Raw genomic sequence first — 24,951 nt, 5'->3', positions numbered from 1 at the left:
GAGCTGAACATGCAACGCCGCGATCTGCAGGACCTGTTGATTCTAGCCGCCGTCTGGGGCGGCTCTTTTCTTTTCATGCGTGTCGCCGTGCCGGAGTTCGGGCCGGTGGCGCTCATCGAACTGCGCGTGGGACTGGCCGCGCTCTTTCTCCTGCCCGCCGCGATCTGGCGCAACAAGCTGCCCTTGATCGCGCGCCGCTGGAAAGCCATTCTCGTGGTCGGCACCTTGAATGCCGCGCTGCCCTTCCTGCTTTACGCGTACGCCGCCCAGTCATTGGGCGCGGGCTTTTTGTCCGTCGCCAACGCCGTGACGCCGGTGTGGGGCGCCGTGATCGGCTGGCTGTGGCTGAAAGACCGGTTGCCGTGGACGCGCTCGCTGGGACTGCTGATCGGTCTGTCCGGCATCGTGGTGCTGGTCTGGGACAAGCTCGACTTTCAATCCGGCGGCACGGGCTTTGCCGTGCTCGCCGCCGTCTCCGCGCCCGTCTTCTACGGCGTTGCCGCGAACTGGACGAAGCGTTTCCTGACAGGCGTGGACCCCTTGACCAGCGCAACGGGCAGCATGGTGTCGGCCGCATTGGTCCTGCTGCCCGCTGCCGTGGCCACCTGGCCGCAACAGCCGGTGTCCTGGGAGGCCTGGGGCGCGACGGTCCTGCTTGCCGTCGTGTGCACCGGCGCCGCATACATCGTGTTCTTCCGGCTGATCGCCAACGTGGGCCCGACCGGCGCGGTCAGCGTCACGTTCCTGGTTCCCATCTTCGGGGTGGTCTGGGGCGCGTGGTTCCTGGACGAAGCCATCACCGCGCCCATCCTCGCGGGCGCCGGCATCATTCTTGTGGGCACCGCGCTGGCGCTGGGACTGGTCGGGATGAAGCGCCCCCGCTGAACGCCCAGTCAGGAAGGCGCCATCCGCGGCGCTTGCGCCAGGGCGAGGCCGCGGCGGTCGTTGTCGGACAATATCGGCTCGGCCTGCACCGGCCAGGCAATCGCAATCGCCGGGTCGTTCCACATCACGCATTGCTGATGCGCCGGCAGGTACGGCGCGGTCGTCTTGTAGACCACATTGGCGTATTCGGACAGCACCAGGAATCCGTGCGCAAAGCCTTCGGGCACCCAGAGCTGGCGCAGGTTCTCCGACGACAGGATCTCGCTCGTCCATTGGCCGAACGTGGGCGATCCTTCCCGCATATCGACCGCGACATCGAAGATCTCGCCTTCGGTGACGCGCACCAGCTTGCCCTGCGGTTGCAGCGTCTGATAATGCAGGCCGCGCAGGACATGGCGCCGCGAGTGCGACTGGTTGTCCTGCAGAAAGCGGACCGGCCGGCCGGCTGCCGCGTCAAAGACCGATTGCACATAGGTCTCGACGAAATAGCCGCGGTCGTCCTGGTGCATCACGGGATCGATGCGCAGGACCTCGGGCAGGGACAAGGGCGTCACGCGCATCAATGAGGCAGCCGGGTAAGAAGGTTCATCAGGTACTGGCCATAGCCGCTTTTGACCAGCGGACGGGCCAGCGTTTCCAGTTGCGCCGCGTCGATCCAGCGCTTACGGAATGCGATCTCTTCAGGGCATGCCACCTTCAAGCCTTGCCGGCGTTCAAGGGTCGCAATGAACTGCGATGCATCGAGCAGGCTATCGTGCGTGCCCGTATCCAGCCACGCATGCCCTCGTCCCATGATTTCGACGTTGAGCGCCCCGAGTTCCAGGTACGCCTGATTCACGTCGGTGATTTCCAGCTCGTTGCGCGCGGACGGACGGATCTGGCGCGCCAGGTCGATCACCCGATTGTCGTAGAAATACAGTCCGGTCACCGCGTAGTTCGATTTGGGCGACGCGGGCTTTTCCTCGATACGCAGCGCGTTGCCGTGCGCGTCGAACTCGACCACGCCGTAGCGTTGCGGATCCTGGACATGATAGGCAAAGATGGTGGCGCCCGCCTGACGCGCCATGGCGCCGGCAAGCAGCTGGTGAAAATCGTGCCCGTAGAAAAGGTTGTCGCCCAGCACCAGCGCGCAGGGCGCCTGCCCGATGAAGTCCGCCCCGATCAGAAACGCCTGCGCCAGGCCTTCGGGCGCCGGCTGCACCGCGTATTCCAGCGACAGGCCCCATTGCCCGCCGTCGCCCAGCAACTGCCGGAACCGCGGCAGGTCGTCGGGGGTGGAGATGATCAGGATCTCGCGTATGCCGGCCAGCATCAGCGTGGTCAGCGGGTAATAGATCATGGGCTTGTCGTAGACGGGCATGAGCTGCTTGCTTACCGCCAGCGTCGCGGGATGCAGCCGCGTGCCCGACCCGCCCGCCAGGATGATCCCCTTGCGCGCGCCCGTTGCCGTCATGGCGCATCTCCTTCGGCCGGGCGCGCGTGCCCTGCCCCATCACGCAGCCACTGCGGATGATCCAGATACCACCGGACGGTCTTTTCCAGGCCCGAGGCAAACGTTTCGGCGGGCTGCCAACCCAACGCCTGCCGCGCCTTGTGCGCATCGATGGCGTAGCGGCGATCGTGGCCGGGCCGGTCGGCGACCAGCGCGATCAGGCCGCGGTACGCCCTGCCATCGGGCCGCGGCCGCAAGACATCCAGCAAGGCGCACACCGCCTCCACGACCTGCAGCGTGGTGCGCTCGTTACCCGCGCCCAGGTTGTAGGTTTCGCCAGGCCGGCCGCGTTCCAGCACCCTGCGCAAGCCGTCGCAATGGTCGGCGACATACAGCCAGTCGCGCGCGTGCAGGCCATCTCCGTAGACGGGCAGTGGCTTGCCCGCCAGCGCGTGATGGATCATCAGGGGAATCAGCTTTTCGGGAAACTGCCGGGGGCCGAAATTGTTCGAACAGTGCGTCATGAGCACCGGCAGTCCGTAGGTCTGCGCCCACGCGCGCACCAGATGGTCCCCGCCCGCCTTGCTGGCGGCGTAGGGATTGTTGGGCTGGTAGGGGCTGGTTTCGGTAAAGCCCGGATCGGACGGCGCCAGCGAGCCGTAGACCTCGTCCGTCGACACATGCAGGAACCGGAATGCATCGCGCGCGGCGCCGTCCAGTTCGCTCCAGAACGTGCGGGCGGCTTCCAGCAAACCGAACGTGCCGCCGACGTTGGTCCTGACGAAATTGCCCGCGCCCGCGATTGAACGGTCGACGTGGGTTTCGGCGGCAAAATTGATGATGGCGCGCGGACGATGCTGGCGCAGCACCTCGGTCACCCGATGCGTGTCGGCGATGTCCGCCACGACCAGCAAATGGCGCGCGTCGTGCGCCAGGCTGTCCAGATTGGCGCGGTTGCCGGCGTAGGTCAGCTTGTCCAGATTGACGACCGTCTCATCGCCAAGCGCCAGCCAATCCAGCACGAAGTTGGATCCGATGAACCCGGCGCCTCCGGTGACGAGAATGCTCATTGCGTTGTGCCTGATCGGAGGGCAGGCCTCCAAAGCGGGTAGTTTACTGCCGCGCCGGCGTGCGCCCGTGCTCAGTATTTGTCCGACGTTCCCGTGAACGCCACGCCGATCCGCAAGAGCGCATAGGACGCCGCGTCGATCCAACGCCGCACGAATCCCCGGCGCTGATAGTCCAGCGGCCGGATGAAGCGCCCGCCCTCGCGAATGGCGGTTTCCAGGCGTTCCTGCAGGTCCCACGCGAACGGCTGGCTGTCGACCACGACGTTGGCCTCGCGCGCCAGCAGCAGGCTGAAGGGGTCCAGGTTGGACGAGCCCACGGTGGCCACGTTGTCGATCACCGCGACCTTGGCGTGCAGGTAACCCGGCATGTACTCGTAGATCTCGATGCCGTCGCGCAGAAGCTTGTCGTACAGCGAACGCGTGGCGTGGTACTGCATCCGGTACTCGACCTTGCCCTGCAAGAGCAGACGCACCCGCACGCCGCGGGCCGCGGCCTTGGCCAGCGCGCGGCGAAAGCGCACGCCGGGAAAGAAATAGGCATTGGCGATCAGGATGTCGCGGCGCGCGCGCGAGATGCCGAACAGATAGGCGCGCTCGAACGTGCGCCGAAAGCGCAGGTTGTCGCGCAGCACCAGCGCGGCGCGCAGCATGCCGCCTGGCGGCGCGGGAACGTCGCGCGGCTTGAGCAGCTGCAGGCGATGCCAGTCGCGCGGATGGCGCCGCAGACGCGCCCAGTTCAGGCGCACCCACAAGAGTTCCTGCGCGTGGGCCGCCTGCGTGACCAGCGGGCCTTCGACCTGCACGGCGAAATCGAACCGCGGTCCCGTCAGGCCGTCGGTCGGATCCAGATCGTCGTAGTCGTCGATGACGTTGATCCCGCCGATGAACGCCATGCGGCCATCGATGATCGTGACCTTGCGATGCAGGCGCCGCAGGCGGCTGCGCGACGGCACGTACCGCGCAAACCAGCGCGGCTCAGGCCGGAAGATGCGGCACTGCGCGCCTGCATTGGTCAGCGCGACCCGCACGCGCTCGCCATGCAGGGCGCTGCCAAACCCATCCAGCACCACGCGCACCTTCACGCCACGGCGCGCGGCCGCCGCCAGGCACTCCAGCACCTTCGCGCCGGTGCGGTCGATCATGAAGATGTAGGTTTCCAGATGCACGCTCACGGTGGCGGCATCGATCGCCGCGCACAGCGCGGGAAAGAAGTCGGCGCCATTCTGGAGCAGACGGATATCGTTGCCCGGCACCCATTCCAGCCTGTCCTGCTCGTCCTTCACGGGAGTTCCAGCTCCGCGAGCAAGGGGGAGTGATCGGACAGCTTGGCCCATTCGCGGCCGCGCAGCACCCGGGCGCTGCGCACCGCGAAACCGCGCTGGTAGATGCGGTCCAGGCGGAACCAGGGAAACACCGCCGGGAACGTTCGCGGCGGCGGCGCGAGCAACGAGCTTCCCCCCATGCCAAGCTGGTTGGTGCGCTCCATGACCGAGACGCCGCTATTGGGCAATCCGCGCAAGGCGTTGGACAGCCGTTTGACCGAGTCGCGCAGGCGCGGCAGATCGCCGCCATGGCTGCGCGGGGCATGCGAGAACACTTCGTACAACCCCAGTTGCTGCACGAACATCGGCGCCAGCCTGTCGTTCCAGTCGTTGAAATCGCCGGCGATCAGGATGGGCTCGCCATCGGGCACCATGCGCTTGATGCGCTCGGTCAGCGCCAGGATCTGGCGGCTGCGGCTGCCGGCGAACAGGCCCAGATGCACCACGAAGCAATGCACGGCACGATCCCCGACCTCGACGCGCGCGTGCAGAAGTCCACGCTGTTCGAGACGGTGATCGGAAATGTCGAGATTTTCGTGGTCGATGATGGGATAGCGCGAGAGCAGCGCATTGCCATGATCGGTGGCATGGCGCACGGCGTTGCGGCCGTAGGCCACATCCAGCCGCAAGGCCGCGGCAAGGGATTCGTGCTGCGCGTCGAGCAGCGACTTATGCTCGTTGCGGCCCTGGACCTCCTGCAGGAAGACCAGATCTGGGCGCAGGCCATACAGGCCCAGGCGAAGTTCATTCAGGGAGTCGCGCCGGCCTAGTGCCGAACGGCCCTTGTGTATGTTGTAGCTGACGACTCGGATGAGCGACATGGAAGCAATGGCGCCTTTCAAATCTTGGGAACTGCCGGCCGGGTCCCGGAAGGTCCTCTGGCCAGCCGCCGCCGTGGTTGACGGCGTTAGCCAGATTACTCCATTTCAGCCGGCCGTCCCATCTTTGCGACAGCGCGAGCTCGGCACCGGTGTCTGACACCCCCGCGAGAGGCCCTTCAATCCGAGAGCCCCGCACCTGGGTGTCAGACACCGCTTCCGAAGCGCCAAGGACGCTTCGGAAGTGGTTACGCCTTTTCGACGTTGCGCAGGCGGATGTGCAGCTCGCGCAGTTGCTTCTCGTCGACTTCCGAAGGCGCTTGCGTCAGCAGATCCTGGGCGCGCTGCGTCTTCGGGAAGGCGATCACGTCGCGGATCGATTCGGCGCCGGTCATCATGGTGACGATGCGGTCCAGGCCGAAGGCGATGCCGCCGTGCGGAGGCGCGCCGTACTGCAGCGCGTCCAGCAGGTAGCCGAACTTCTCGCGGGCTTCCTCGGCGCCGATCTTCAGCGCGCGGAACACCTTGCTCTGCACTTCCTCGCGGTGGATACGGACCGAGCCGCCACCGATTTCCCAGCCGTTCAGCACCATGTCGTAGGCCTTGGCGAACGCCTTGCTGGGATCGGATTCCAGGAAGTCTTCGTGGCCGTCCTTGGGGCTGGTGAACGGGTGGTGGGCGGCGGTGTAGCGGCCGTCTTCCTCGTCATATTCGAACATCGGGAAGTCGACCACCCACAGCGGCTTCCAGCCGGCCGTGAACAGACCCGTCTTCTTGCCGAATTCGCTGTGGCCGATCTTCACGCGCAGCGCGCCGATGGCGTCGTTGACGACCTTCTCGCGGTCCGCGCCAAAGAAGATGATGTCGCCGTCCTGGGCGCCGGTGCGCTTGACCAGTTCAGCCAGCGCGGCGTCGTGCAGGTTCTTGACGATGGGCGATTGCAGGCCGTCGCGGCCCTTGGCCACTTCGTTGACCTTGATGTAGGCCAGGCCCTTGGCGCCGTAGATGCCGACGAACTGCGTGTAGGCGTCGATCTCGCTGCGCGACATTTCGGCGCCGCCCGGCACGCGCAGGGCGACCACACGGCTGCCGGGCGCCGTGGCGGCGGCGGCAAACACCTTGAAGTCCACGTCGCGCATCACGTCGGTGATGTCGGTGAACTCGAGTTGCACGCGCAGATCGGGCTTGTCCGAGCCGTAGCGGCGCATCGCTTCGGTCCACGGCATGATCGGGAACGGCGACGGCAGGTCGACGCCCTGCACCACCTTGAACACGTGGCGGATCAGGTTCTCGAAGATCTCGCGGATTTCGATCTCGTTCAGGAACGAGGTTTCGCAATCGATCTGGGTGAATTCCGGCTGACGGTCAGCGCGCAGGTCTTCGTCGCGGAAGCACTTGGTGATCTGGTAGTAACGGTCAAAGCCCGACACCATCAGCATCTGCTTGAACAGCTGCGGCGACTGCGGCAGCGCGAAGAAGTGGCCGGCGTTCACACGCGAGGGCACCAGGTAATCGCGCGCACCTTCGGGCGTGCTCTTGGCCAGCATCGGGGTTTCGATGTCGATGAAGCCCAGCTCGTCCAGGAACTTGCGGGTTTCGATGGACACGCGGTAGCGCAGCATCAGGTTGCGCTGCATCTGCGGGCGGCGCAGGTCCAGCACGCGGTGCGTGAGGCGGGTGGTTTCCGACAGGTTGTCGTCGTCCAGCTGGAACGGCGGCGTGACCGACGCGTTCAGGATCTCGACTTCCTTGCAGAGCACTTCGACTTCGCCGGAGGCCAGTTCGGCGTTGGCCGTGCCCGCCGGACGCTCGCGCACCAGGCCGGTGACGCGGATGCAGAATTCATTGCGCAGGCGCTCGGCGGTGGCGAAAGCGGCGTTGTCCGGATCGAACACGATCTGCGCCAGGCCCGCGCGGTCGCGCAGGTCGATGAAGATGACCCCGCCGTGGTCGCGGCGGCGGTTCACCCAGCCGTACAGGGTGACGGTCTGGCCGAGATGGTCACGGCAAACCTGGCCGGTGTAGCAGGTACGCATGCGGGATGACTCCGTTTTGTGCTTGGTGTGTAAGGGTTACGAATCGGCGCGGGGTGCGTCCTGCACGCCCGGCGCCGGAGCGAGCGTAGCCGGCCGGACCACGGGCGTTGCCGCCGGGGCCGGGGCGACAACGCCCATGGAAACGATGTACTTCAAGGCCGCGTCCACGCTCATCTGAAGGTCGATCACCTCGGCGCGAGGCATCATCAGGAAAAAGCCGGACGTGGGGTTGGGCGTCGTCGGCACATACACGCTGATGTGGTCGCCAGGCAGGCTGTCGGCCACTTCACCGCTGGGCGTGCCGGTGACGAAAGCGATGGTCCAGGCCCCCGCGCGCGGATACTGCACCAGCACCGCGCGGCGAAACGCCTGTCCGTTGGGGGCAAGCACGGTATCGCTGACCTGCTTGACCGAGTTGTAGATGGAGCGCACGAGCGGGATGCGGCCCAGCAGGCTTTCCCACTGGTCGACCATCGTGCGGCCGATCAGGTTGGCGGCGAACACGCCCGTCAGAAGCACCACCGCGATCACCAGGACGAAGCGGAAACCGGGAATGTCCAGGCCGAACAGCGATTCGGAGGACAGAAAGCCAGGCACGAACCCTTCCAGGGTGGCGACCAGCAGCCCCAGTACCCACACCGTGATGACCAGGGGAACCCAGATCAACAGCCCGGTGATGAAGTACTTCTTGATGACGCGCATTCGCATCGCGAGCGCTCTAGGAAGCGGCGCTGCCGGCAGCAGGCGCCGCCGGGGCGGGCGTGGCTGCCGGCGCCGCGGCAGGCGCGGCGGCGGATGCGGCGCTTTCAGCCGGGGCTGACGCGCCCGCGGGCGCTGCGCCCTGGCTGCCGCCGCTGCCGTTGCCACGGAAGTCCGTGACATACCAGCCGGAGCCCTTGAGCTGGAATCCAGCCGCGGTCACCTGCTTGGAAAACGTGCTTTGACCGCATTCGGGGCATTCCGAAAGCGGCGCGTCAGAGATCTTCTGCAAGACGTCTTTGGCATGGCCGCAGGCGCTGCACTTGTAGGCATAGATGGGCATCGAGGACTCCCAGGCGAAAAGCCGGGCATATCAAAATCGGCCTGCCGCCGCGCGCGGGCGCGGGGCGCGGACGCTGGGCCAGGCTAGAAAAATACGGGAAAGTCTTGAATTTTAGCGGTTTTTCATAAAGCGTCGGAGTCCGGCCCGGCGTGCAGGCCCCGGGCCCCGCCCGGGGGGCAGACCGCCCGGGCAGGCGGGCGGCTCGCTACACGGGCAGCAGGAACATCAAGGCCGCCACCAGGGTCGGCCCCAGGGCGCACAGGAACAGGCGCCCGGACGAGATGCTGCCGTCCGGGAAATGGTTCTTCAGGATCGCGAAGCCGGCCGGGTTCGGCGCATTGGCGATCACCGTCAGCCCGCCGCCCGTGACCGCGCCGGCCACCAGCATGTAACGCCAGGCCTCGCTGGTGCCCTCCACCAGCGAACCCAGATAGGTCAGCGCCGCGTTGTCGGTAATGGCCGTGAGCGCGGTCGCGCCCCAGAACAGGACGAAAGGCTCCAGCCCTCCCAAGAGGTCCTGCAACCACCATTTCTGCAGTCCGCCCAGCACCACGAGGCCGGCCAGGAAGAAGCCCACCATCAGGCCCTCCTTGATCATCAGGCGGTCCTGGTGGCGCTTGTAGGCCTCGGAGAACCCGATGAACATCATCAAAAGGCCAAGGAAAATCGCCGGATGGTGCGCAGTCAGCACGATCGCGATGAGGAAAACCAGGTGCACCGCGATCACGATGGCGGGCACCGGCGCGCGCTTGCCCGCGCCATCCGGCGCATCGACGCCGCCGCGCGTGCCCACCGCGCCTTCCAGCAGCGCCTTGCGGCAGATGAACGTCAGCAGCCCCGCATTGAGGCAGACCGCCAGCGCCGCGCGCCAGCCGAAGTGCTGGAGCATGAAAGCCGAATCCCAGCCGAACGTGCCCGCCACCATCAGGACGGGCGGCGCCGCGTAGGACGTCAGCACGCCGCCGATGGACACGTTCACGAACAGCACGCCGAGCGTCAGGTACTTGAAACCGGCCCGGCCGCTGCTGCGGAAGTAGGCGTCGCGCAGCAGGATCGCGGCCAGCGTCATCGCGGCCGGTTCGGTGATGAACGAGCCGCCCAGCGGCACCATGGCCATCACGACGAAGAAGGTGGACAGCTCGCGCGGCATGGGCAGGGCTCGCGCGACGATGCGCACCAGCAGCCCCACCAGCTCAAGAATCGGCCGGCTGGCCGCCACGACCATGATGACGAAGACGAACAGCGGCTCCGTGAAGTTGCGCGTGTCCATGTAGTCGATGGCGGTCGCCGGCCCGGCCAGCGCGGCCATGGTCACGATCAGCGCGAACGCCCACACGCCGAAGACGGCCTCGACCTCGGAAAACAGATGCCAGAAGCCCGCGTGCGGCCCCCCTCGATGCGCGAGCCGCGCGAAGAAGGGAACCGAGAAAGTATGGAGGACCGCCACGGCGAACAGGATGGTGGCGATGACCTCTAGCGTCTGAGGCATTTGCGGCATTTCCTAGGGTGCCGGGCGGCTACGGGCGCCGCCAGGCTTGTCGGACAAGCGTCGCAATATAGCCCAGCGCCCGGCCCGTGTAACGCAGGGTCAACACTGATCCCTGCCGCCTTTTCTACGCGATCGGGGCCGGCGGCTCGGCGCCCGCCTGCGCCGCCTTCATCTCCATCAGCAGGCTGTGCAGCATTTCCGTGGACAGCCCGTGCAGCACCAGCCGGTAGCCCGCGCGCAGCGTGGACATCGGCACCAGCGGATGGTTGTTGTTGACCAGGATGAGGTGCTGCGGGGCCCCCAGCAGCTTGGCCGCATAGATGCCCACGGTCTCATCAAGCTGAAGCGAATTGGCCGCGCGCCAGAAATCGTTGTCGGTCAGCAAAAGCTGGTAAAGCGGCGTGAACAGCTCGATGGCGCTTTGCAGGTCCAGGAAGTTCAGCTTGCCCTGCGGCATGTCCTCCAGCCGGATCGGCGGATCGCGCAGCATCGAATAATCCACCGTCTGCGGGGCATGCATCTCCACGCCCGCGTCGCGCAGCGCCTGGTTCAGCCGGATGACGAAGTTAAAGAGGTTCAGGTCGTGCTTGACGAACAGGTCGTCCTTCAGATCGTCGATCGTCATCGGCTCGAGCGGCGTCGTGCTGATGGGCACCGGCGAGTTCGCGGCGATGAACGACAGCGCCTGCGCCCCCAGATGGAAGTGCCGCAAAATCAGCCAGTTCGCCTCGGGCGACACGAACCGCTTCAAGCCCCAGGCCAGGATGCGGTGCAGCAGCCGCGAATGCGACCAGCGGCGCGGCAGGAACGTCTTGACGATCTGGATCAGGATGATGAAGGCGCGCGCGATCGGCCGCAGGAACGGCAGCAGGTATTGCCGCGACGCGCAGCTGGAATCCGTCAGCCACGCTTTCTTGACCTTGTCCGGCAGCGGCGTGCTGCGATCCAGGTAAAGGGCCAGCCAGGGGCTGGGGTCTGCCGGATCGTGTTCCCGGGCAAGGAATTCGGGTTCCTTCTTCATGCCGCGTCCGCCTCCATCACATGATGAAACTGCATCAGGTAAAGCGCCGCCGTGCGGCGCGCGGTGTCGACGATGCGCTGTTCGGCGCGCCCATCCTCGTCGCAATCGAGCGCCAGTTCCACCGCCGACAGCCACCGCGCCAGATGGTGTTCATCGTTGTGGCCGTGGTATTCCAGGAAGCGGAAGGCGTCGGGCGGCAGTTTCAGGCTGGCCTTGAGCAGCGGCAAGAGCGCAGGCACGATGCGTTGCCCCGTGCCTTCGATGATGTAGATCGCGCCCAAGAGTCCGATGGGGTCGCGCGTGGCGGCCAGGCTGTGCAGATAGGCGTTCAGCGCTTCGCCGCCGGGGTTGCGGCGCAAGGCGTCGATGCTGTCCACCGCGCCGCCGGCGTTGCGATAGTCCTGGAACAGGATCTGGAAGTCGTTCTGCTCCTCGCCCGCGTGCATGTCGATCAGCGCGGCCAGCGGCGCGTATTGCTCGGTCAGCGACGCGGCGCCCTCGCGCATCCACTTACTGCCTTCGCGCACCTGCGGAATCCAGTTCTCCATCCACGCCAGGTAGTCCGCGGTCTGGAACTGCCGGTTGCGCAGACGCCGGATCACCGGCGTGCGCCATACGCGCGAGCGGTAGTCGTGCCAGATCGCCGCCAGCTCGGTCAACAGTTGTCCCAGGCCCTGCGGCGCCATGTCGGGATCATGCGGCGGCGCGATCGCGTCGGCATCGGCGGACCCGGCATCCTCGCGCGCGGCCGCGGCGGGTGCACCGGCAGCCACTGCGGGCGTTGCGTGCACCGCTTCGGCTTCCAGCAGCATGTAGGCCGCCATGAAGCGCCCGGATTCGGGGATGTAGCAGAAGATCTGCTCGCCCGGCTTGACCTCGCGCGTCTCCAGGAACTCGGCCAGCATGATCATGATGGATGCCGCGCCCGTGTTGCCGCGCCACGCCAGATTGCTGAACCAGCGCTCGCGCGGGATCACCAGCCCGGCCTTCTCCATCAGGTCTTCCACAACGGGAATGAATTTCTCGGACGAGTAATGGCACAGGAAATGATCGACCTGGTCCGGATCCACCCATCCGTCGCGCACCAGCTTGGCGTACTCGTGGATGCCGATGTCGAACAGATGCGGCAAAAGGCGGATGTCCTGGCGCAGCGACAGCGCACCGTCGGTTTCAGCCCCGTTCCACGAGGGGTAGTCCAGATGCCCCTTGCTCCGGTCGGCGGACAGCCCGAGCTGCATGCAGACGGGATAGTCGCCCGAGAACGAGCGCTGATGCACCCACTTCAGGCGCAACCGCACGCCCTGCGAGGCGCCGGGCAACGGCCGTCCGCTGTTGCCCAGCAATACCGCACCGGCCCCGTCCGACAGCATCCAGCGCAGAAAGTGCGCGTCGAAGTCGGCGTCGTAGCCGCGCGCGGCAAAGCGCGAGCGCTTGAACAGGCGCGACGGCAATTCGCTGGCGACCGCCAGCGCGCTGGCATGCGCGCCCAGTTCCACGCCTTGCGCGGCCGCCTGGATCGCCGACACACCCGCGGCGCAGATGCCATGCACCGACAGCGTTTCCATGGGCGGCGCGGCCAGCTCGCCCTGGATCATGTTGGAAAACCCCGGCATCAGCGCATCGCCCCCGGACGAACCGCTGGCCAGCATCGATATGGCCGACAGGTCGGTGTCGTGGCGCCGCAGGCAATCGCGGATGGCGTTGGCCGCCAGCTGCGCATTGGAAAACACGGTCGCGCCCTCGGGGTCTATGGCGTAGTAGCGCTGCTTGATGCCGTTCTCGGCCAGGATGCGGGTCTTGATCCGGCTGGACATGCGGTTCAGCGGGGCGATGTAGTCATCCATGGCCTCGTTGGACACGGGCTCGCCCGGCATGAAATAACCGGCGCTCTCCAGGTAGACACGATGAAACGCAATGGGCATGACGGATCTCTGGTTGAAAAAGGGGGAGTGCGGCGCTAGCGGACGTGCTCGGGCGCCATGCAGGAACGGCTGCGAAACCTGGGGACGAAGGCGCCCAGCACGAACACGCGGAACATGTAGGGCGCAAGGCCGCGCTCGTTCAATTCGGCGCGCACGCGGCCGCGGTAGTGGTCGCGATGCAGGCGGGTCAGTTCGGACCAGTGCGCGCGCGGGTGCTCGTGGTGCGCAGTGTGCAGGCCGATGTTAAAGAGCAGCGGATTGACCAGCCCCTCGAAATTGCGTGCATAGTTCAGGCCCGCCACCTGCCGCGGTCCGCCGTCCGCGTGCGCGTGCTGCAGATAGTTGGTGGCCAGCAGCCAATGCAGGCCGTGAAGCTGCGGCACGATCACGAACACGAGCGCCTTGGCAGGATTTACGGCGATGAGACCCGCCCACAGCCCCAGCCACGCGCCGTACTGCGCCATGCAATAGCGCCAGGCGCCCGGCCAATTCCGGCGCAACCGGCCCAGCCACGCAAAGAACAACGGATACAGCACCCAGGCCGCCTGCACCGGATGGATGAGGTAGCCCCACAGATGGTTGGTATCGCCGCCAAACCGATAGGTGCGGGCCACATCATGCGCCCCGTGCTTGAAGCGGTGGTGATTGGCGACGTGGGCCGGGTAGAACACGAACGTCGGATGGCCCTGCAGCAACGTGATCCAGAAATCGGTGATGCGGTTGGCGCGGCGGCCGCGCCACATCCTCAGGTGCGTGTGATTGTGATGGATGACGCCGATGCCCAGCGTCAGGAACAGCATCAGCGCGTAGGCCGGCCACCAGAACCCGTGGAACCACTGCCAGCCGGCAAGCAGGGGCAGCGCGGCCAGGTAGGCCAGGCTCTGCCAATCGCGCCGATTGCGCAGCGCGGGCAGCGTGCGCCGCGGGCCCAAGCTTGGCGCCACTATGCGGAGCCTCGCAGGCCCGCGCCGGACTCGCGCTGGCGGTGGGCCTGCAACTGGCGCTCGGCGGCGTCCGCCCCCAGCCGCGTGCGGAACAGGCGATCCATGAAGGTGAACTGGAAGCCGTAGTTGCCGTTGTAGCAGGCATGGTGCAGATGGTGCCGCCGGCTGGCGGCAAACCAGTGCGCGTACGACACCTTGGGAAAGAAATCGTAGTTGGCGTGGCCGATGCAATTGAAGAACAGGCTGAACAACGGCACCGACAGCAGCGACCAGAAGCTGAAATCATGCACCACCATCGGCAAGAGGATCACGTTGCCCAGCATCAGCGCCTCGATGGGATGAAAGCTGTAGGTCGAGAACGGCGTGGTTACGACCGAGCGGTGGTGCGGCAGGTGAAAGCGGCGCAGCAGCCGCGTATGCAGCAGCCGGTGGTTGATCCAGAAATGCACGTCGTTCCAGGCCACGAGCGCCAGGATTTCCAGCACGATCTGCTGCCAGCTCGCGTCCGGGTCCAGGCGCGCCCAACCCAGTTGCAAGAGGCCCCACGGGAAGATCATGCCGGTGCCGAACAGCAGGATCGACAGACCCGACTGCGCCAGTTCGCGCCGCAGCTGCCCCGGTGCCAGGGGCCGCGGATCGAGCGGCCGGCCCAGGCCAAGGGCCGGCAGGATGTGCCGCGTCAGCAGCCAAGTGGCCGCGCCAAAGACCAGGTAGATGCCGCCGAAAAAGAGCAGCCCCGCCAGCATGACCTGCCAGGCGGACAAGGCTTCAAAAGCTTGGCCCATGAAGGTTTTGTTTCACCCCGAAGAATGGCCGCATCATAAGCAATCCGTCAGCTTCCCGGTAGGGCAAGTATTACCAATTGAATCCGGACGCCACAAAGCGCTCATGCTGCGCGTAGCGCCGGTCCACCCGCCGGAAACCGCCGATCCAGCGCATCCACCGCGGCATCCAGCTGCGCCGCGAGCGCCGTGCTGGCCGGCAGCATGGGCAGGCGCAATTCGTTCGACAGCAGCCCCTGGCGGGCAAGTTGCGCCTTCAACGGCCCCGGATTCGGCTCGCCGAACGTCAGCCGGATCACCGGCGCCAACGCATGAAACAAGGTCCTGGCCTCGTCCAGCCGCTGCTCGCGCACCGCGCGGTGCATGGCCACGAAAAGATCGGGACGCACGTGCGCGGCGGCAGCGATCATGCCCGTGGCCCCCAGGCACATTGCGGACAGCGACTGCAGGTCTTCGCCCGCCAGCACGTTCATCTGACCATCGGCAATCAGCGCTACGGTCTTTTCCAGGGATCCGCCGCAGTCCTTGATGGCGGCGATATTCGGGTGCGCCGCCAGCGCCAGCAGCGTGGACGTGTCCAGCGTGGTGCCGGTCCGGTACGGAATGTCGTAGAGCACCAGCGGAAACCGCGAGGCATCGGCCAGGCAGCGGAAGTAGGCGGCGGCGCCTTCCTGGCCCGCGCGCACGTAGTACGGCGCGGGCGCCAGGATGCCGGCCAGCGGCCGCGTGCCGAAGGCCGACAGCCGCTGCAGCACATGGCCCTGGTGATTGCCGGCCAGTCCCATCACGATGGGCAGCGGGCCGGCTTCGGCCAGCACCGCGTCCAGCACGGCGAGCTGCTCGGCATCGTCCAGGGCCGCCGCCTCGCCGGTGCTGCCGCACACGACCAGGCCGTCCACGCCCGCCGCCAGATAGTGACGCACGAGGCGGCGCAGGGCTCCGCCGTCGACATGGCCGCCCGAAAACGGCGTGACCAGGGGCACCCAGACACCCTGGAACAGAGATTGATTCGATTGCATGAGAACACTCCTTCGTATGGACCGTTGGGGGACCGTACAGAAGTGCTCGGGATATCAGTGGGGGTGCGCGCGGGTGCGCCAAAGCGCTGCCGGCAGGCCGCTGTTCCGTCGCCCATCTGACGGAACAGCATGCTCCGGTCAGATGAGCGGCTGTTTTTTGGATTTCAGGCCGGCGGCAGCCATCACCACGCCAAGGGCGCGGAGGTGGCTAGCAGTCTGGTGGGCCTGATGAATCATGAATGAGCGGGGACGCGATAGGCGGCGGATGCAGCAATCTACCGGGCGGGCGCGGCGGTGTCAACGACAGGCATTTCCGGCCGAATCCGGTGGCCGCGGGAGGGCAATCAGCCGAGCGTCGCGAGAAACACCTGGCACAGCGCTTCCATGCCCTTGCGGTCGTCTTCGTCAAAGCGGTCCGGCACGGGGCTGTCCACGTCCCACACGCCAATCAGTTCGCCCCGGTGCACCAGCGGCACCACGATTTCCGAACGCGAAGCCGCGTCGCAGGCGATGTGGCCGGGAAAAGCATGCACGTCCGGCACGAGTTGCGTCTGGCGCTGGCTGGCCGCCGCGCCGCACACGCCGCGATCAAGCGGAATGCGCACGCAGGCGGGCTTGCCCTGGAAGGGGCCCAGCACCAGTTCCGTGCCGTCGAAGAAATAAAACCCCACCCAGTTCAGTTCGGGCAGGGCCTGGAACGCCAGCGCGCTCAGGTTCGCGGCGTTGGCGATGCGGTCGGGCTCGCCTTGCAGCAGCGCACGCGCCTGGACGGCCAGTTCGGCATACAGGGCGGCTTTGGACTCGGCGACGATGGGAGCGGCTTCGAACATGGAATGTAACTGTACAGGCGGTTATCGATGCAGGTGATTTTAGGGGTTCCCCCCGATAAAGGGGCCGGGCTGTTACCGTATGGGACAATACTTTGTTGTCAACCGTATCACCCGACCCACCCTTCTTGATCAAGAAGCACTCCATGGACAAGCCTATCGAACCTGCGTTTTCCTTTTCGGAACGCGCCCTGCAACTCACCAGCTCCGCCATCCGCGAGATTCTCAAGGTCACCGAGCGCCCCGAAGTCATTTCGTTCGCAGGCGGTCTGCCCGCGCCCGGCGGCTTTCCGGTAGAAGTGGTGCGTGCGGCATTCGACAAGGTCCTGTCCACCAACGGCCGCGCGGCCCTGCAATACGGCCCCACCGAAGGTTATGCGCCCCTGCGCAAGTGGGTCGCCGATGAACTGACCGCGTCCGGCGCCGACGTCGCCCCCGACCAGGTCCTCATCGTCTCCGGCTCGCAGCAGGCGCTGGATCTGCTGGGCAAGGTGCTCATCGACAAGGACAGCAAGGTGCTGGTCGAAGACCCCAGCTATCTGGGCGCGCTGCAATCGTTCAGCCTGTACCAGCCGAACTTCGTGCCGGTGCCCACCGACGAAGGCGGCCTGATCCCCGAAGCGATCACGCCCGAACTGGCCGCCGGCGCCCGCTTCCTGTACGCCCTGCCCAACTTCCAGAACCCGACGGGCCGCACGCTCAACCTGGAACGCCGCATCGCGCTGGTCAAGCGCGCCGCCGAACTGGGCCTGACCATCGTCGAGGACGATCCCTACGGCGAACTGCGCTACGCCGGCGAGCCGCAGCCCGGCCTGATCGCGCTTGCCAAGGAATACGGCGCAAACGTCGTCCGCCTGGGCACGTTCTCCAAGGTGCTGGCGCCGGGCCTGCGCCTGGGCTACATCGTTGGCGGCCGCGCCCTCATCAACAAGCTGGTGCAGGCCAAGCAGGCCACGGACCTGCACACGCCCACGCTGACCCAGATGGCCGTGTACGAAATCGTCAAGGACGGCTTCCTGGCCGAACACCTGCCGAACGTGCGCGAGATCTACCGCGTCCAGGGCAGCTGCATGCTGGACGCCATCCAAAAGGAATTCCCGTCCACTGTCACCTGGACCAAGCCGGAAGGCGGCATGTTCATCTGGCTGACGCTGCCCGAGCACATCGACAGCACCAAGCTGCTCGAAAAAGCCATCGCGCAGAACGTGGCCTTCGTGCCCGGCGCGCCGTTCTACAGCGGCGAAGGCAAGCGCAACACGCTGCGCCTCAGTTTCGCGACCGTGCCGGAAGACAAGATCCGCACCGGCATCGCCATCCTGGGCAAGCTGCTGAAGGCGGAATGACAACGTCCGCGGCCGTCCCCGCAGGGGCGGCGCGGATGCGTTGATCACCGATCGGCCGGGCGCAGCGCCCGGCCGTTGTTTTATGCTGTCGGCTTTCCCGACCTCTTTTGACCGAGACAGTGAGCGCTTCGCAACCTTCCCCCGCCGACCTCAGTGACATCGTCTTCACCGACTGGGTCGAACGCTGGCTTCCGAAGTCATGGCGTCCCTATGCCCGCCTCTGCCGCCTGGACCGCCCCATCGGCACCTGGCTGACCTTGCTGCCGGCGATCGCCGCGCTGGTCCAGGCCGCAGGCGGCCTGCCCGACTTCAAACGCCTCATCGTGTTCTCGCTGGGCGCGTTGCTCATGCGCGGCATCGGCTGCACCGTCAACGACATGTGCGACCGCAACTTCGACAAGCACGTCGAACGCACGCGCTTCCGTCCGCTGACCAGCGGCCAGCTGACGATGAAGAACGCCATCTGGTTCCTGCTCGGCCAGCTGCTGGTCTGCGGCTCGCTGCTCTTTTTCCTGAACGACATGAGCCGCTGGCTGGCCGTGGCGGTTCTGCCCTTCGTCTTCATCTATCCGCTGTGCAAGCGCGTCACGTACTGGCCGCAGGTCGTGCTGGGCATCTGCTTCAACTGGGGCATGCTCATGGCCTGGTCGGACACGCAGAACCATGTGCCGCTTGCCGCCATCGCCATGTGGATGGGCGCCGTGCTGTGGCAGGTAGGCTACGACAGCATCTACGCCTACGTGGACGTGCGCGACGATCGCAGCCTGGGCCTGCACTCGACCGCCATGCGCTTTGGCGACCAGGGCAAGCTCTGGATCGGCGGTTTCTACGTGGGCACGGTGCTGCTGTGGGCCTGGGGCGGGCATGCGATGGGCCTGTCGTGGGCCTATCAGGTGGGCATGGTCGCCGTGGCGGCGCACCTCGCGTGGCAATTGAAAGTCTTCGACATTCAGCGTCCCGACCGTAACTTCATGCTCTTTCGCGCCAACCTGTGGCTGGGCGCGCTGCTTGTCGTGGCCGCGCTGGCGGGTGCGCTGATCCGCTGATCCCCGGCAAACGCCACGGCGCCCGGCCGTGGCGCTTGCCGCTTTGGCCGCCTGTTTGCGGGATTGCCGCGCGCGGGCGATGATGGGCTTTGCCCCCACGTCACGGAGTCACCGCATGCCCGCATCGTTCAAATCCCTGACTGTCGCCGCCGCCGCGTGCGCCCTCTTTGCCGCATTGCCGGCACAGGCCGCCACCGACTGCGCACCGCTGCGCGGCTGCGCGGCCAAGTTCTGCCACATCGAAAACGACATCGCCGCCGCGCAGGCGCAGAACAACACACGCCGCGAGGCAGGCCTTCGCAAGGCGCTGTCCGAGGCCAAGGCAAGCTGCACCGACAGCCGCCTGCAATCGCAGCGCGAGGCCGACGTGCGCGAGAAGCAATCCAAGGTCACTGAGCGCCAGCAGGAGCTGAAAGAGGCCAAGGCCAAGGGCAAGCAGGACAAGATCGACAAGGCCCAACGCAAGCTCGACGAAGCGCAGGCCGAATACAACGACGCACTGGCCGATCTGAACCGCTGATCCGCCGCAGTCTGCTGGCCAGGGCGGCTCGCCGCGCTGGCCACCTCCTTCCGGCCGACTTCCGGCCATCTCCTTCTGGCCGACTTCTGGCCCCCTCCCCCTGTCTTCGCTGCACCCGCCAGCCCCCGGCGCGCTGCCGGAAATCTGACACGTCATCCCATGGAAATATCGCCACCCATGGCGCCAACATGGACAATCAATGTCGATTAGCCATGATTATGGAAAGATGTTTTCAAGGAATAAGGGTTTATCCCAGGGTTGTTTAGGCACAGAATGCCTCTCATCGGGACACAGCAAGCGAGCCCCAGGCAATCAGGTCTGAGGCTCGAATCCCAAGCTCACAAGACTCGGAGGTCTGCCATGAAAACCCTTGCTACCGCATTGATGTTGTCCATGTCCGTTCTGGCCGCCGGCGCCCAAGCCGCCGAAGCCGACCAAGCCACCACCCGCGCTCAGGTTCAAGCCGAGCTGCAACAAGCCAAGGTTTCGGGCCAATACACCTTTGGCGAAGAAGGCTACCCCGCCCCCATCGCCCAACGCAGCAGCCTGACCTCGCAGCAAGTGCAAGCTGAACTGGCCCAGGCCAAGAATGCTGGCCAGGTCACCTTCGGCAACATGGACTACCCGCCCGTCGCGGCTTCGGCTTCCGCCTCGACGCTGACCCGCGCCCAAGTTGAATCGCAACTGGCGCAAGCCAAGACCGAAGGCCTGGTGACCTTCGGCAACATGGACTATCCCCCCCACCTGGGCAGCTGATCCACGGGCCGCGCCGGCCGTGAATCACAACCAGGCAGCCCTCTGGCCACAAGCCAGAGGGCTTTTTGTTTGACGTTTCGACAAATAAATAAGTCATATCGACGTTACTTAAAACCGATTCGACATTTTTGCTGCTACAAATCGACAGCACTCCCGCATAGGATTGAGGCCACTTCCCTTCCCTCTTATTGCAGGAGCAGCATCATGTCCACGCACACCAAACCCATCGTTCTGCTGGGCGCCGGAAAAATCGGTTTCGCGATCGCGCTGATGCTGGAACGCAGCGGCGATTACTCAGTTCTGGTCGCGGACCAGGACGCCGGCCGCCTCGCCGTGCTGGCTGAACTGGGCTGCGAAACGCGCCAGGTAAGCGACGATGCGGGCGTGGCCCGCTGCATCGAAGGCGCTTACGCCGTGGTCAATGCGCTGCCCTTTCATCGCGCAGTCGCGGTGGCGGGCCTATGTGCCAAGGCCGGCGTGCATTACTTCGACCTCACCGAAGACGTCGCCAGCACGCATGCGATCCAGGCGCTCGCCAACGAGGCGCGCGGCGTGCTCATGCCGCAATGCGGCCTGGCCCCCGGCTTCATCGGCATCGTCGGCAATGCGCTGGCGCGCCGCTTCGACACCCTGCTGGACCTGCGGATGCGGGTCGGCGCGCTGCCGCGCTATCCCTCCAACAGCCTGCGCTACAACCTGACGTGGAGCACCGAGGGGCTCATCAACGAATACTGCAATCCGTGCGAGGCCATCGTCGACGGACAACTGACCAGCGTGCCCGCATTGGAAGGCTACGAAACCTTTGCGCTGGACGGCGTCGAGTACGAGGCCTTCAACACCTCCGGCGGCCTGGGTACCCTGCCCGCCACGCTGCTGGGCCGCGCCCGCAACGTCGACTACAAGTCGGTGCGCTATCCCGGTCATTGCAGCATCATGAAGCTGCTGCTCAATGACCTGCGCCTGCGCGATCGCCGCGATCTGCTCAAGGACATCTTCGAGTCGGCCATCCCCACCACCGAGCAGGACGTGATCGTCATCCAGGCATCGGCCTCCGGCTATCGGCATGGCCGCCTGGAAGAAGAGTCGTATCCGATCCGCGTGTTCGGCGCCGAGGTGGACGGCCATCGGCTCAGCGCAATCCAGCTGTCCACCGCTGCCGGCATCTGCGCCGCGCTCGATCTGGTGGCGCACGGCGTGCTGGCGCAGCAGGGCTTTGTGGGACAAGAGGCCATCGGTCTGGACGCGCTCCTCACCAACCGCTTCGGCCGCATCTATGCGGGCAAGCCCTTGGCGCTGGCCGGTTGCGCGGTGGCAGACCGATAGCGCTCCCGGGGCCACGCGCGCGACCAGCGCTTCGTACGTGCGGCGTTACGTCCAGCCTTCCAGGCGCAACGTCGCACGCACCAGGCGCTGTTCTTCCTGCTCGATATCGGCCAGGCTCTGGCGCACGCTATCCACATGGTCGGCCGCCGCCTTGCGGGCCTGTTCGGGCTGGCGCCCGATCACGGCATTGAAGAGCCGCGTGTGTTGCCGGTCGATCTGCCGCTTTTCCGGTTCCCGGTGATACAGGTTGTTCACGCAGGCGAACACCGACCCCAACAGCAGATCCGTCAGCGATTGCAGCGTGTGCACCAGCACGGGATTGTGCGAGGCCTCACAGATCGCCAGATGAAAGGCGTGATCCAGATGCGCGTGCGTGGCGGTGTCGGTGGCGGCGCCCTGCGCGGACACCATTTCGTCATACCGGCGCCGGATCATGATGAAATCCGCCTCGGTTCCGCGAATGGCCGCCAGCCGCGCCGATTCGGCCTCCAGCAACGACCGCACTTCCAGCAGGTCATACAGCGTGCGCGGCTGCGAATTGAACAGATGCATCAGCGGGCCGGCGTCCACCTTCGAGATACGCGCCACGAACGAGCCCTTGCCTTGCGCGGTGTGGATGATCTCGCGCGCGCGCAGCAGCTTCAGGCCCTCGCGCAGCGCCGTGCGCGACACGCCCAGCTTTTCGGTCAGGCGCCGCTCGGACGGCAGGGCCTGTCCCGCCTTGAGCACGCCATCCAGAATCAGGCGCTCTATCCGTTCGGCGACTTCATCGGCCACCTGACGGGGCTTTTCTTCGATTTCCGCGTGCATGCAATCTCCGCACCAGTGGTATGACCATGCGCGGTCGACGCCTGCGCGGCTCGGCCTTGCCTCGGTAAGTGGCTGATATCAAACCACAAAAATCGGCGCTTCGCCTGACGCTCGCCTCACAAACTGGTATGACCAGCTGGTTTTCGTATGGACATCGGCGCGGGCGCGGACGATGATGTCAGCACCCCTCACCCGGCGCGGCGCGCCGGTCTGCCTTACTTATCGCCAGAGATCCGCATGACTCAACGCATCCAGCACCACGGCCTGCAAGTGGCGGCCAATCTCAGTCAATTCATCGAACAGGAAGCGCTGCCCGGCTCCGGCCTGGATGTCGACGGCTTCTGGCAAGGCTTTGCAGCCCTGGTGCACGATCTGGCGCCGAAGAACCGGGCCTTGCTCGCCGAGCGCGACCGCCTGCAGGCCGAGCTCGACGCCTGGCATCGCGCCCATCCTGGCCCCATCACGGACCCGGCCGCCTACCGCAAGTTCCTTGAAGGCATCGGCTACCTGCTGCCGCAACCGGCCACCGTGCGCGCCACCACTGACAACGTGGACACCGAAATCTCGCAGCAGGCCGGCCCGCAGCTCGTCGTGCCGATGTCCAACCCCCGTTATGCGCTGAACGCCGCCAACGCACGTTGGGGCAGCCTGTACGACGCCTTGTACGGCACCGACGCCATCCCGGCCACGCCCGGCGACACGGGCCGCGGCTACAACCCGGAACGCGGCGCGGCCGTCATCGCGCGCGCACGCAGCTTCCTGGACACCGCCGCGCCGCTGGCACAGGGCTCGCACGCCGATGCCAAGGGCTACACGGTCGAGGGCGGTGGGCTGCGCGTGGCGCTTGCCACCGGCGCAACCGGCCTCAAGTCCGGCGCGCAATTCGTCGGCTACCAGGGCGATGCGTCCGCCCCCACGGCCATCCTGCTCAAGAACAACGGCCTGCATTTCGAGATCCAGATCGACCGCGCCAGCACCATTGGCAGCACCGACGCGGCGGGCGTCAAGGACGTGGTTGTCGAAGCGGCGCTGACCACCATCATGGACTGCGAAGACTCGGTCGCGGCGGTCGACGCCGACGACAAGGTCCAGATCTATCGCAACTGGCTCGGCCTGATGAAGGGCGATCTGACCGAGGACGTCACCAAGGGCGGCAAGACCTTCACCCGCAAGCTCAACGCAGACCGCAACTACACGCGGCCGGACGGTTCGGCGCTGACGCTGCATGGCCGCTCGCTCATGTTCGTGCGCAACGTGGGCCATCTGATGACCAACCCGGCCGTGCTGGACCGCGACGGCCAGGAAATTCCCGAAGGCATCCTGGACGCCGTCGTCACCAGCCTGGCCGCGCTGCAGGACCGCCAGAAGAAGCTCAATTCGCGCACGGGTTCGGTCTACATCGTCAAGCCCAAGATGCACGGCCCCGCCGAAGCCGCGTTCGCCAGCGAGCTCTTCGACCGCGTCGAAGACTTGATCCGCGTGCCGCGCAACACCCTGAAAATGGGCATCATGGACGAAGAGCGCCGCACCAGCGTTAACCTGAAGGCCTGCATCGAAGCCGCCGCCTCGCGCGTCGCGTTCATCAACACGGGCTTTCTGGACCGCACCGGCGACGAAATGCACTCGGGGATGGAAGCCGGCCCCATGCTGCGCAAGGGCGACATGAAGTCCAGCGCATGGATCACCGCCTACGAACGCAACAACGTGCTGGTCGGGCTGGACGCCGGCCTGCGCGGCCGCGCCCAGATCGGCAAGGGCATGTGGGCCATGCCCGACCTGATGGCCGCCATGCTCGAACAGAAGATCGCGCATCCCAAGGCGGGCGCCAATACCGCCTGGGTGCCCTCGCCCACGGCCGCCACGCTGCATGCGCTGCATTACCACCAGATCGACGTGCAGGCGGTCCAGCAGGAACTCGAACGCACCCAGCTCGACAGCGTGCGCGACGAGCTTCTGAATGGCCTGCTCACCGTGCCGGTCGGCGATCCTTCCAAATGGTCCGCCGCCGACATCCAGCAAGAGCTGGACAACAACGTGCAAGGCATCCTCGGCTATGTGGTGCGCTGGATCGACCAGGGCGTGGGCTGCTCGAAGGTGCCCGACATCCACAACGTGGGGCTGATGGAAGACCGCGCCACGTTGCGCATCTCCAGCCAGCACATCGCCAACTGGCTGCGCCACGGCATCACGAACCGCGATCAGGTCATGGAGACCTTCAAGCGCATGGCCAAGATCGTCGACGGGCAGAACGCGGGCGATCCGCTCTACCAGCCGATGGCAGGCAACCTTGATACCTCGCTGGCGTTCAAGGCCGCGTGCGCGCTGGTGTTCGAAGGGCTGACGCAGCCCAACGGCTACACCGAGCCGCTGCTGCACAAGTACCGCCTGGAGTACAAGGCCGCGCGCGCCTGATCCAGGCTGTGCAAGCGTGACCACGCCGGACGGCATTGCCGTCCGGCTTTTTTTTCGGCTGACACTGCCCGCCAAGGCGTTCGCGCAAGCCGGATCTCACGCTACCATCCGCCCCTAATTAAAGGCAGCGAC

The 24,951-nt window shown here is 65.9% G+C and carries 23 protein-coding genes; 7 read left to right on the top strand and 16 right to left on the bottom strand.

The genetic code is table 11. The annotated features are described in order from the left end of the window. Nucleotides 1-9 precede the first annotated feature (9 nt). The gene (locus FBY20_RS11800; RefSeq protein ID WP_056327168.1) at nt 10-885 is read left to right on the top strand and encodes a DMT family transporter; all 876 of its coding nucleotides are present in this window, start codon (nt 10-12) and stop codon (nt 883-885) included. 8 nt (nt 886-893) lie between these two features. On the opposite strand, the gene rfbC is transcribed toward FBY20_RS11800, so the two are convergent. From rfbC to FBY20_RS11725, 15 genes are all read right to left on the bottom strand, one after another. Then, complete coding sequence (gene rfbC, locus FBY20_RS11795) at nt 894-1,445, bottom strand: dTDP-4-dehydrorhamnose 3,5-epimerase (protein ID WP_142052274.1); 552 nt, start codon at nt 1,443-1,445, stop codon at nt 894-896. After that, complete coding sequence (gene rfbA / locus FBY20_RS11790) at nt 1,445-2,338, bottom strand: glucose-1-phosphate thymidylyltransferase RfbA (RefSeq protein WP_142052271.1); 894 nt, start codon at nt 2,336-2,338, stop codon at nt 1,445-1,447. The genes rfbC and rfbA overlap by 1 nt, the downstream gene beginning before the upstream one ends. Continuing rightward, on the bottom strand, nt 2,335-3,387 hold the full coding sequence (rfbB, locus tag FBY20_RS11785) for a dTDP-glucose 4,6-dehydratase (protein WP_142052268.1): 1,053 nt from the start codon (nt 3,385-3,387) through the stop codon (nt 2,335-2,337). The genes rfbA and rfbB overlap by 4 nt, the downstream gene beginning before the upstream one ends. Nucleotides 3,388-3,458: 71 nt before the next feature. After that, complete coding sequence (gene clsB / locus FBY20_RS11780) at nt 3,459-4,670, bottom strand: cardiolipin synthase ClsB (protein WP_056327161.1); 1,212 nt, start codon at nt 4,668-4,670, stop codon at nt 3,459-3,461. Then, on the bottom strand, nt 4,667-5,530 hold the full coding sequence (locus FBY20_RS11775; protein ID WP_056327159.1) for an endonuclease/exonuclease/phosphatase family protein: 864 nt from the start codon (nt 5,528-5,530) through the stop codon (nt 4,667-4,669). Before FBY20_RS11775 ends, clsB begins: the two co-directional genes overlap by 4 nt. A 245-nt stretch (nt 5,531-5,775) precedes the next feature. Next, nucleotides 5,776-7,563, bottom strand: coding sequence for an aspartate--tRNA ligase (gene aspS, locus FBY20_RS11770; protein ID WP_056327158.1), 1,788 nt, complete (start codon nt 7,561-7,563; stop codon nt 5,776-5,778). 36 nt (nt 7,564-7,599) lie between these two features. Further along, nucleotides 7,600-8,265, bottom strand: a complete 666-nt coding sequence (locus tag FBY20_RS11765) for a DUF502 domain-containing protein (protein ID WP_056327155.1) — start codon at nt 8,263-8,265, stop codon at nt 7,600-7,602. A 16-nt stretch (nt 8,266-8,281) separates the two neighbouring features. Further along, nucleotides 8,282-8,605 (bottom strand): FmdB family zinc ribbon protein, encoded by a 324-nt coding sequence (locus FBY20_RS11760; protein WP_056327154.1) that lies wholly within the window; start codon nt 8,603-8,605, stop codon nt 8,282-8,284. Nucleotides 8,606-8,810: 205 nt separating this feature from the next. Beyond that, nucleotides 8,811-10,094, bottom strand: a complete 1,284-nt coding sequence (locus tag FBY20_RS11755) for a putative Na+/H+ antiporter (RefSeq protein ID WP_142052265.1) — start codon at nt 10,092-10,094, stop codon at nt 8,811-8,813. Nucleotides 10,095-10,218: 124 nt separating this feature from the next. After that, on the bottom strand, nt 10,219-11,115 hold the full coding sequence (locus tag FBY20_RS11750; RefSeq protein ID WP_056327150.1) for a hypothetical protein: 897 nt from the start codon (nt 11,113-11,115) through the stop codon (nt 10,219-10,221). Further along, nucleotides 11,112-13,037, bottom strand: coding sequence for an iron-containing redox enzyme family protein (locus FBY20_RS11745; RefSeq protein ID WP_142052262.1), 1,926 nt, complete (start codon nt 13,035-13,037; stop codon nt 11,112-11,114). The genes FBY20_RS11750 and FBY20_RS11745 overlap by 4 nt, the downstream gene beginning before the upstream one ends. A 35-nt stretch (nt 13,038-13,072) precedes the next feature. Then, entirely contained in the window at nt 13,073-13,981 is a 909-nt protein-coding gene (locus FBY20_RS11740; RefSeq protein WP_142052259.1) for a fatty acid desaturase, read from the bottom strand. Then, nucleotides 13,981-14,766, bottom strand: coding sequence for a sterol desaturase family protein (locus FBY20_RS11735; RefSeq protein ID WP_056327145.1), 786 nt, complete (start codon nt 14,764-14,766; stop codon nt 13,981-13,983). The genes FBY20_RS11740 and FBY20_RS11735 overlap by 1 nt, the downstream gene beginning before the upstream one ends. A gap of 101 nt (nt 14,767-14,867) precedes the next feature. Further along, complete coding sequence (dapA, locus tag FBY20_RS11730) at nt 14,868-15,782, bottom strand: 4-hydroxy-tetrahydrodipicolinate synthase (protein ID WP_142052256.1); 915 nt, start codon at nt 15,780-15,782, stop codon at nt 14,868-14,870. 344 nt (nt 15,783-16,126) lie between these two features. Further along, on the bottom strand, nt 16,127-16,612 hold the full coding sequence (locus tag FBY20_RS11725; RefSeq protein WP_142052253.1) for a GAF domain-containing protein: 486 nt from the start codon (nt 16,610-16,612) through the stop codon (nt 16,127-16,129). 143 nt (nt 16,613-16,755) lie between these two features. Here FBY20_RS11725 and FBY20_RS11720 point away from each other — a divergent pair, with 143 nt between their 5' ends. From FBY20_RS11720 to FBY20_RS11700, 5 genes are all read left to right on the top strand, one after another. After that, nucleotides 16,756-17,952 (top strand): PLP-dependent aminotransferase family protein, encoded by a 1,197-nt coding sequence (locus FBY20_RS11720; RefSeq protein WP_142052250.1) that lies wholly within the window; start codon nt 16,756-16,758, stop codon nt 17,950-17,952. 119 nt (nt 17,953-18,071) lie between these two features. After that, nucleotides 18,072-18,998: a 4-hydroxybenzoate octaprenyltransferase gene (gene ubiA / locus FBY20_RS11715; protein ID WP_142052247.1), complete on the top strand. Its 927-nt coding sequence runs from the start codon at nt 18,072-18,074 to the stop codon at nt 18,996-18,998. Nucleotides 18,999-19,113: 115 nt separating this feature from the next. Further along, a complete protein-coding gene (locus FBY20_RS11710) occupies nt 19,114-19,518 on the top strand; it encodes a DUF1090 domain-containing protein (RefSeq protein ID WP_056327133.1) in 405 nt (134 codons plus the stop codon). 360 nt (nt 19,519-19,878) lie between these two features. Beyond that, entirely contained in the window at nt 19,879-20,274 is a 396-nt protein-coding gene (locus FBY20_RS11705) for a DUF4148 domain-containing protein (RefSeq protein WP_082586414.1), read from the top strand. 204 nt (nt 20,275-20,478) lie between these two features. Beyond that, nucleotides 20,479-21,597 carry a saccharopine dehydrogenase family protein gene (locus tag FBY20_RS11700; protein WP_142052238.1) on the top strand — a complete coding sequence of 373 codons (1,119 nt, stop codon included), beginning with the start codon at nt 20,479-20,481 and terminating at the stop codon, nt 21,595-21,597. 45 nt (nt 21,598-21,642) lie between these two features. On the opposite strand, the gene glcC is transcribed toward FBY20_RS11700, so the two are convergent. Then, complete coding sequence (gene glcC, locus FBY20_RS11695) at nt 21,643-22,407, bottom strand: transcriptional regulator GlcC (protein WP_142052235.1); 765 nt, start codon at nt 22,405-22,407, stop codon at nt 21,643-21,645. Nucleotides 22,408-22,644: 237 nt separating this feature from the next. Here glcC and FBY20_RS11690 point away from each other — a divergent pair, with 237 nt between their 5' ends. Beyond that, complete coding sequence (locus tag FBY20_RS11690; protein ID WP_142052232.1) at nt 22,645-24,819, top strand: malate synthase G; 2,175 nt, start codon at nt 22,645-22,647, stop codon at nt 24,817-24,819. Nucleotides 24,820-24,951 lie beyond the last annotated feature (132 nt).

The sequence above is a fragment of the Achromobacter sp. SLBN-14 genome (assembly GCF_006715415.1).
Classification (GTDB): Bacteria; Pseudomonadota; Gammaproteobacteria; order Burkholderiales; family Burkholderiaceae_B; genus Achromobacter; species Achromobacter mucicolens.
The sequence above is the reverse complement of the archived record's forward strand: the minus strand, read 5'-3'. Positions and strand labels throughout refer to the sequence as shown.

Excerpts from the sequence above, each read along its gene's own strand:
- FBY20_RS11800 (WP_056327168.1), top strand. The coding sequence starts at position 10 with ATGCAACGCCGCGATCTGCAGGACCTGTTGATTCTAGCCGCCGTCTGG.
- rfbC (WP_142052274.1), bottom strand. The coding sequence starts at position 1,445 with ATGCGCGTGACGCCCTTGTCCCTGCCCGAGGTCCTGCGCATCGATCCC.
- rfbA (WP_142052271.1), bottom strand. The coding sequence starts at position 2,338 with ATGACGGCAACGGGCGCGCGCAAGGGGATCATCCTGGCGGGCGGGTCG.
- rfbB (WP_142052268.1), bottom strand. The coding sequence starts at position 3,387 with ATGAGCATTCTCGTCACCGGAGGCGCCGGGTTCATCGGATCCAACTTC.
- FBY20_RS11775 (WP_056327159.1), bottom strand. The coding sequence starts at position 5,530 with ATGTCGCTCATCCGAGTCGTCAGCTACAACATACACAAGGGCCGTTCG.
- aspS (WP_056327158.1), bottom strand. The coding sequence starts at position 7,563 with ATGCGTACCTGCTACACCGGCCAGGTTTGCCGTGACCATCTCGGCCAG.
- FBY20_RS11765 (WP_056327155.1), bottom strand. The coding sequence starts at position 8,265 with ATGCGCGTCATCAAGAAGTACTTCATCACCGGGCTGTTGATCTGGGTT.
- FBY20_RS11760 (WP_056327154.1), bottom strand. The coding sequence starts at position 8,605 with ATGCCCATCTATGCCTACAAGTGCAGCGCCTGCGGCCATGCCAAAGAC.
- FBY20_RS11755 (WP_142052265.1), bottom strand. The coding sequence starts at position 10,094 with ATGCCTCAGACGCTAGAGGTCATCGCCACCATCCTGTTCGCCGTGGCG.
- FBY20_RS11750 (WP_056327150.1), bottom strand. The coding sequence starts at position 11,115 with ATGAAGAAGGAACCCGAATTCCTTGCCCGGGAACACGATCCGGCAGAC.
- FBY20_RS11745 (WP_142052262.1), bottom strand. The coding sequence starts at position 13,037 with ATGCCCATTGCGTTTCATCGTGTCTACCTGGAGAGCGCCGGTTATTTC.
- FBY20_RS11735 (WP_056327145.1), bottom strand. The coding sequence starts at position 14,766 with ATGGGCCAAGCTTTTGAAGCCTTGTCCGCCTGGCAGGTCATGCTGGCG.
- dapA (WP_142052256.1), bottom strand. The coding sequence starts at position 15,782 with ATGCAATCGAATCAATCTCTGTTCCAGGGTGTCTGGGTGCCCCTGGTC.
- FBY20_RS11725 (WP_142052253.1), bottom strand. The coding sequence starts at position 16,612 with ATGTTCGAAGCCGCTCCCATCGTCGCCGAGTCCAAAGCCGCCCTGTAT.
- FBY20_RS11720 (WP_142052250.1), top strand. The coding sequence starts at position 16,756 with ATGGACAAGCCTATCGAACCTGCGTTTTCCTTTTCGGAACGCGCCCTG.
- FBY20_RS11710 (WP_056327133.1), top strand. The coding sequence starts at position 19,114 with ATGCCCGCATCGTTCAAATCCCTGACTGTCGCCGCCGCCGCGTGCGCC.
- FBY20_RS11705 (WP_082586414.1), top strand. The coding sequence starts at position 19,879 with ATGAAAACCCTTGCTACCGCATTGATGTTGTCCATGTCCGTTCTGGCC.
- FBY20_RS11700 (WP_142052238.1), top strand. The coding sequence starts at position 20,479 with ATGTCCACGCACACCAAACCCATCGTTCTGCTGGGCGCCGGAAAAATC.
- glcC (WP_142052235.1), bottom strand. The coding sequence starts at position 22,407 with ATGCACGCGGAAATCGAAGAAAAGCCCCGTCAGGTGGCCGATGAAGTC.
- FBY20_RS11690 (WP_142052232.1), top strand. The coding sequence starts at position 22,645 with ATGACTCAACGCATCCAGCACCACGGCCTGCAAGTGGCGGCCAATCTC.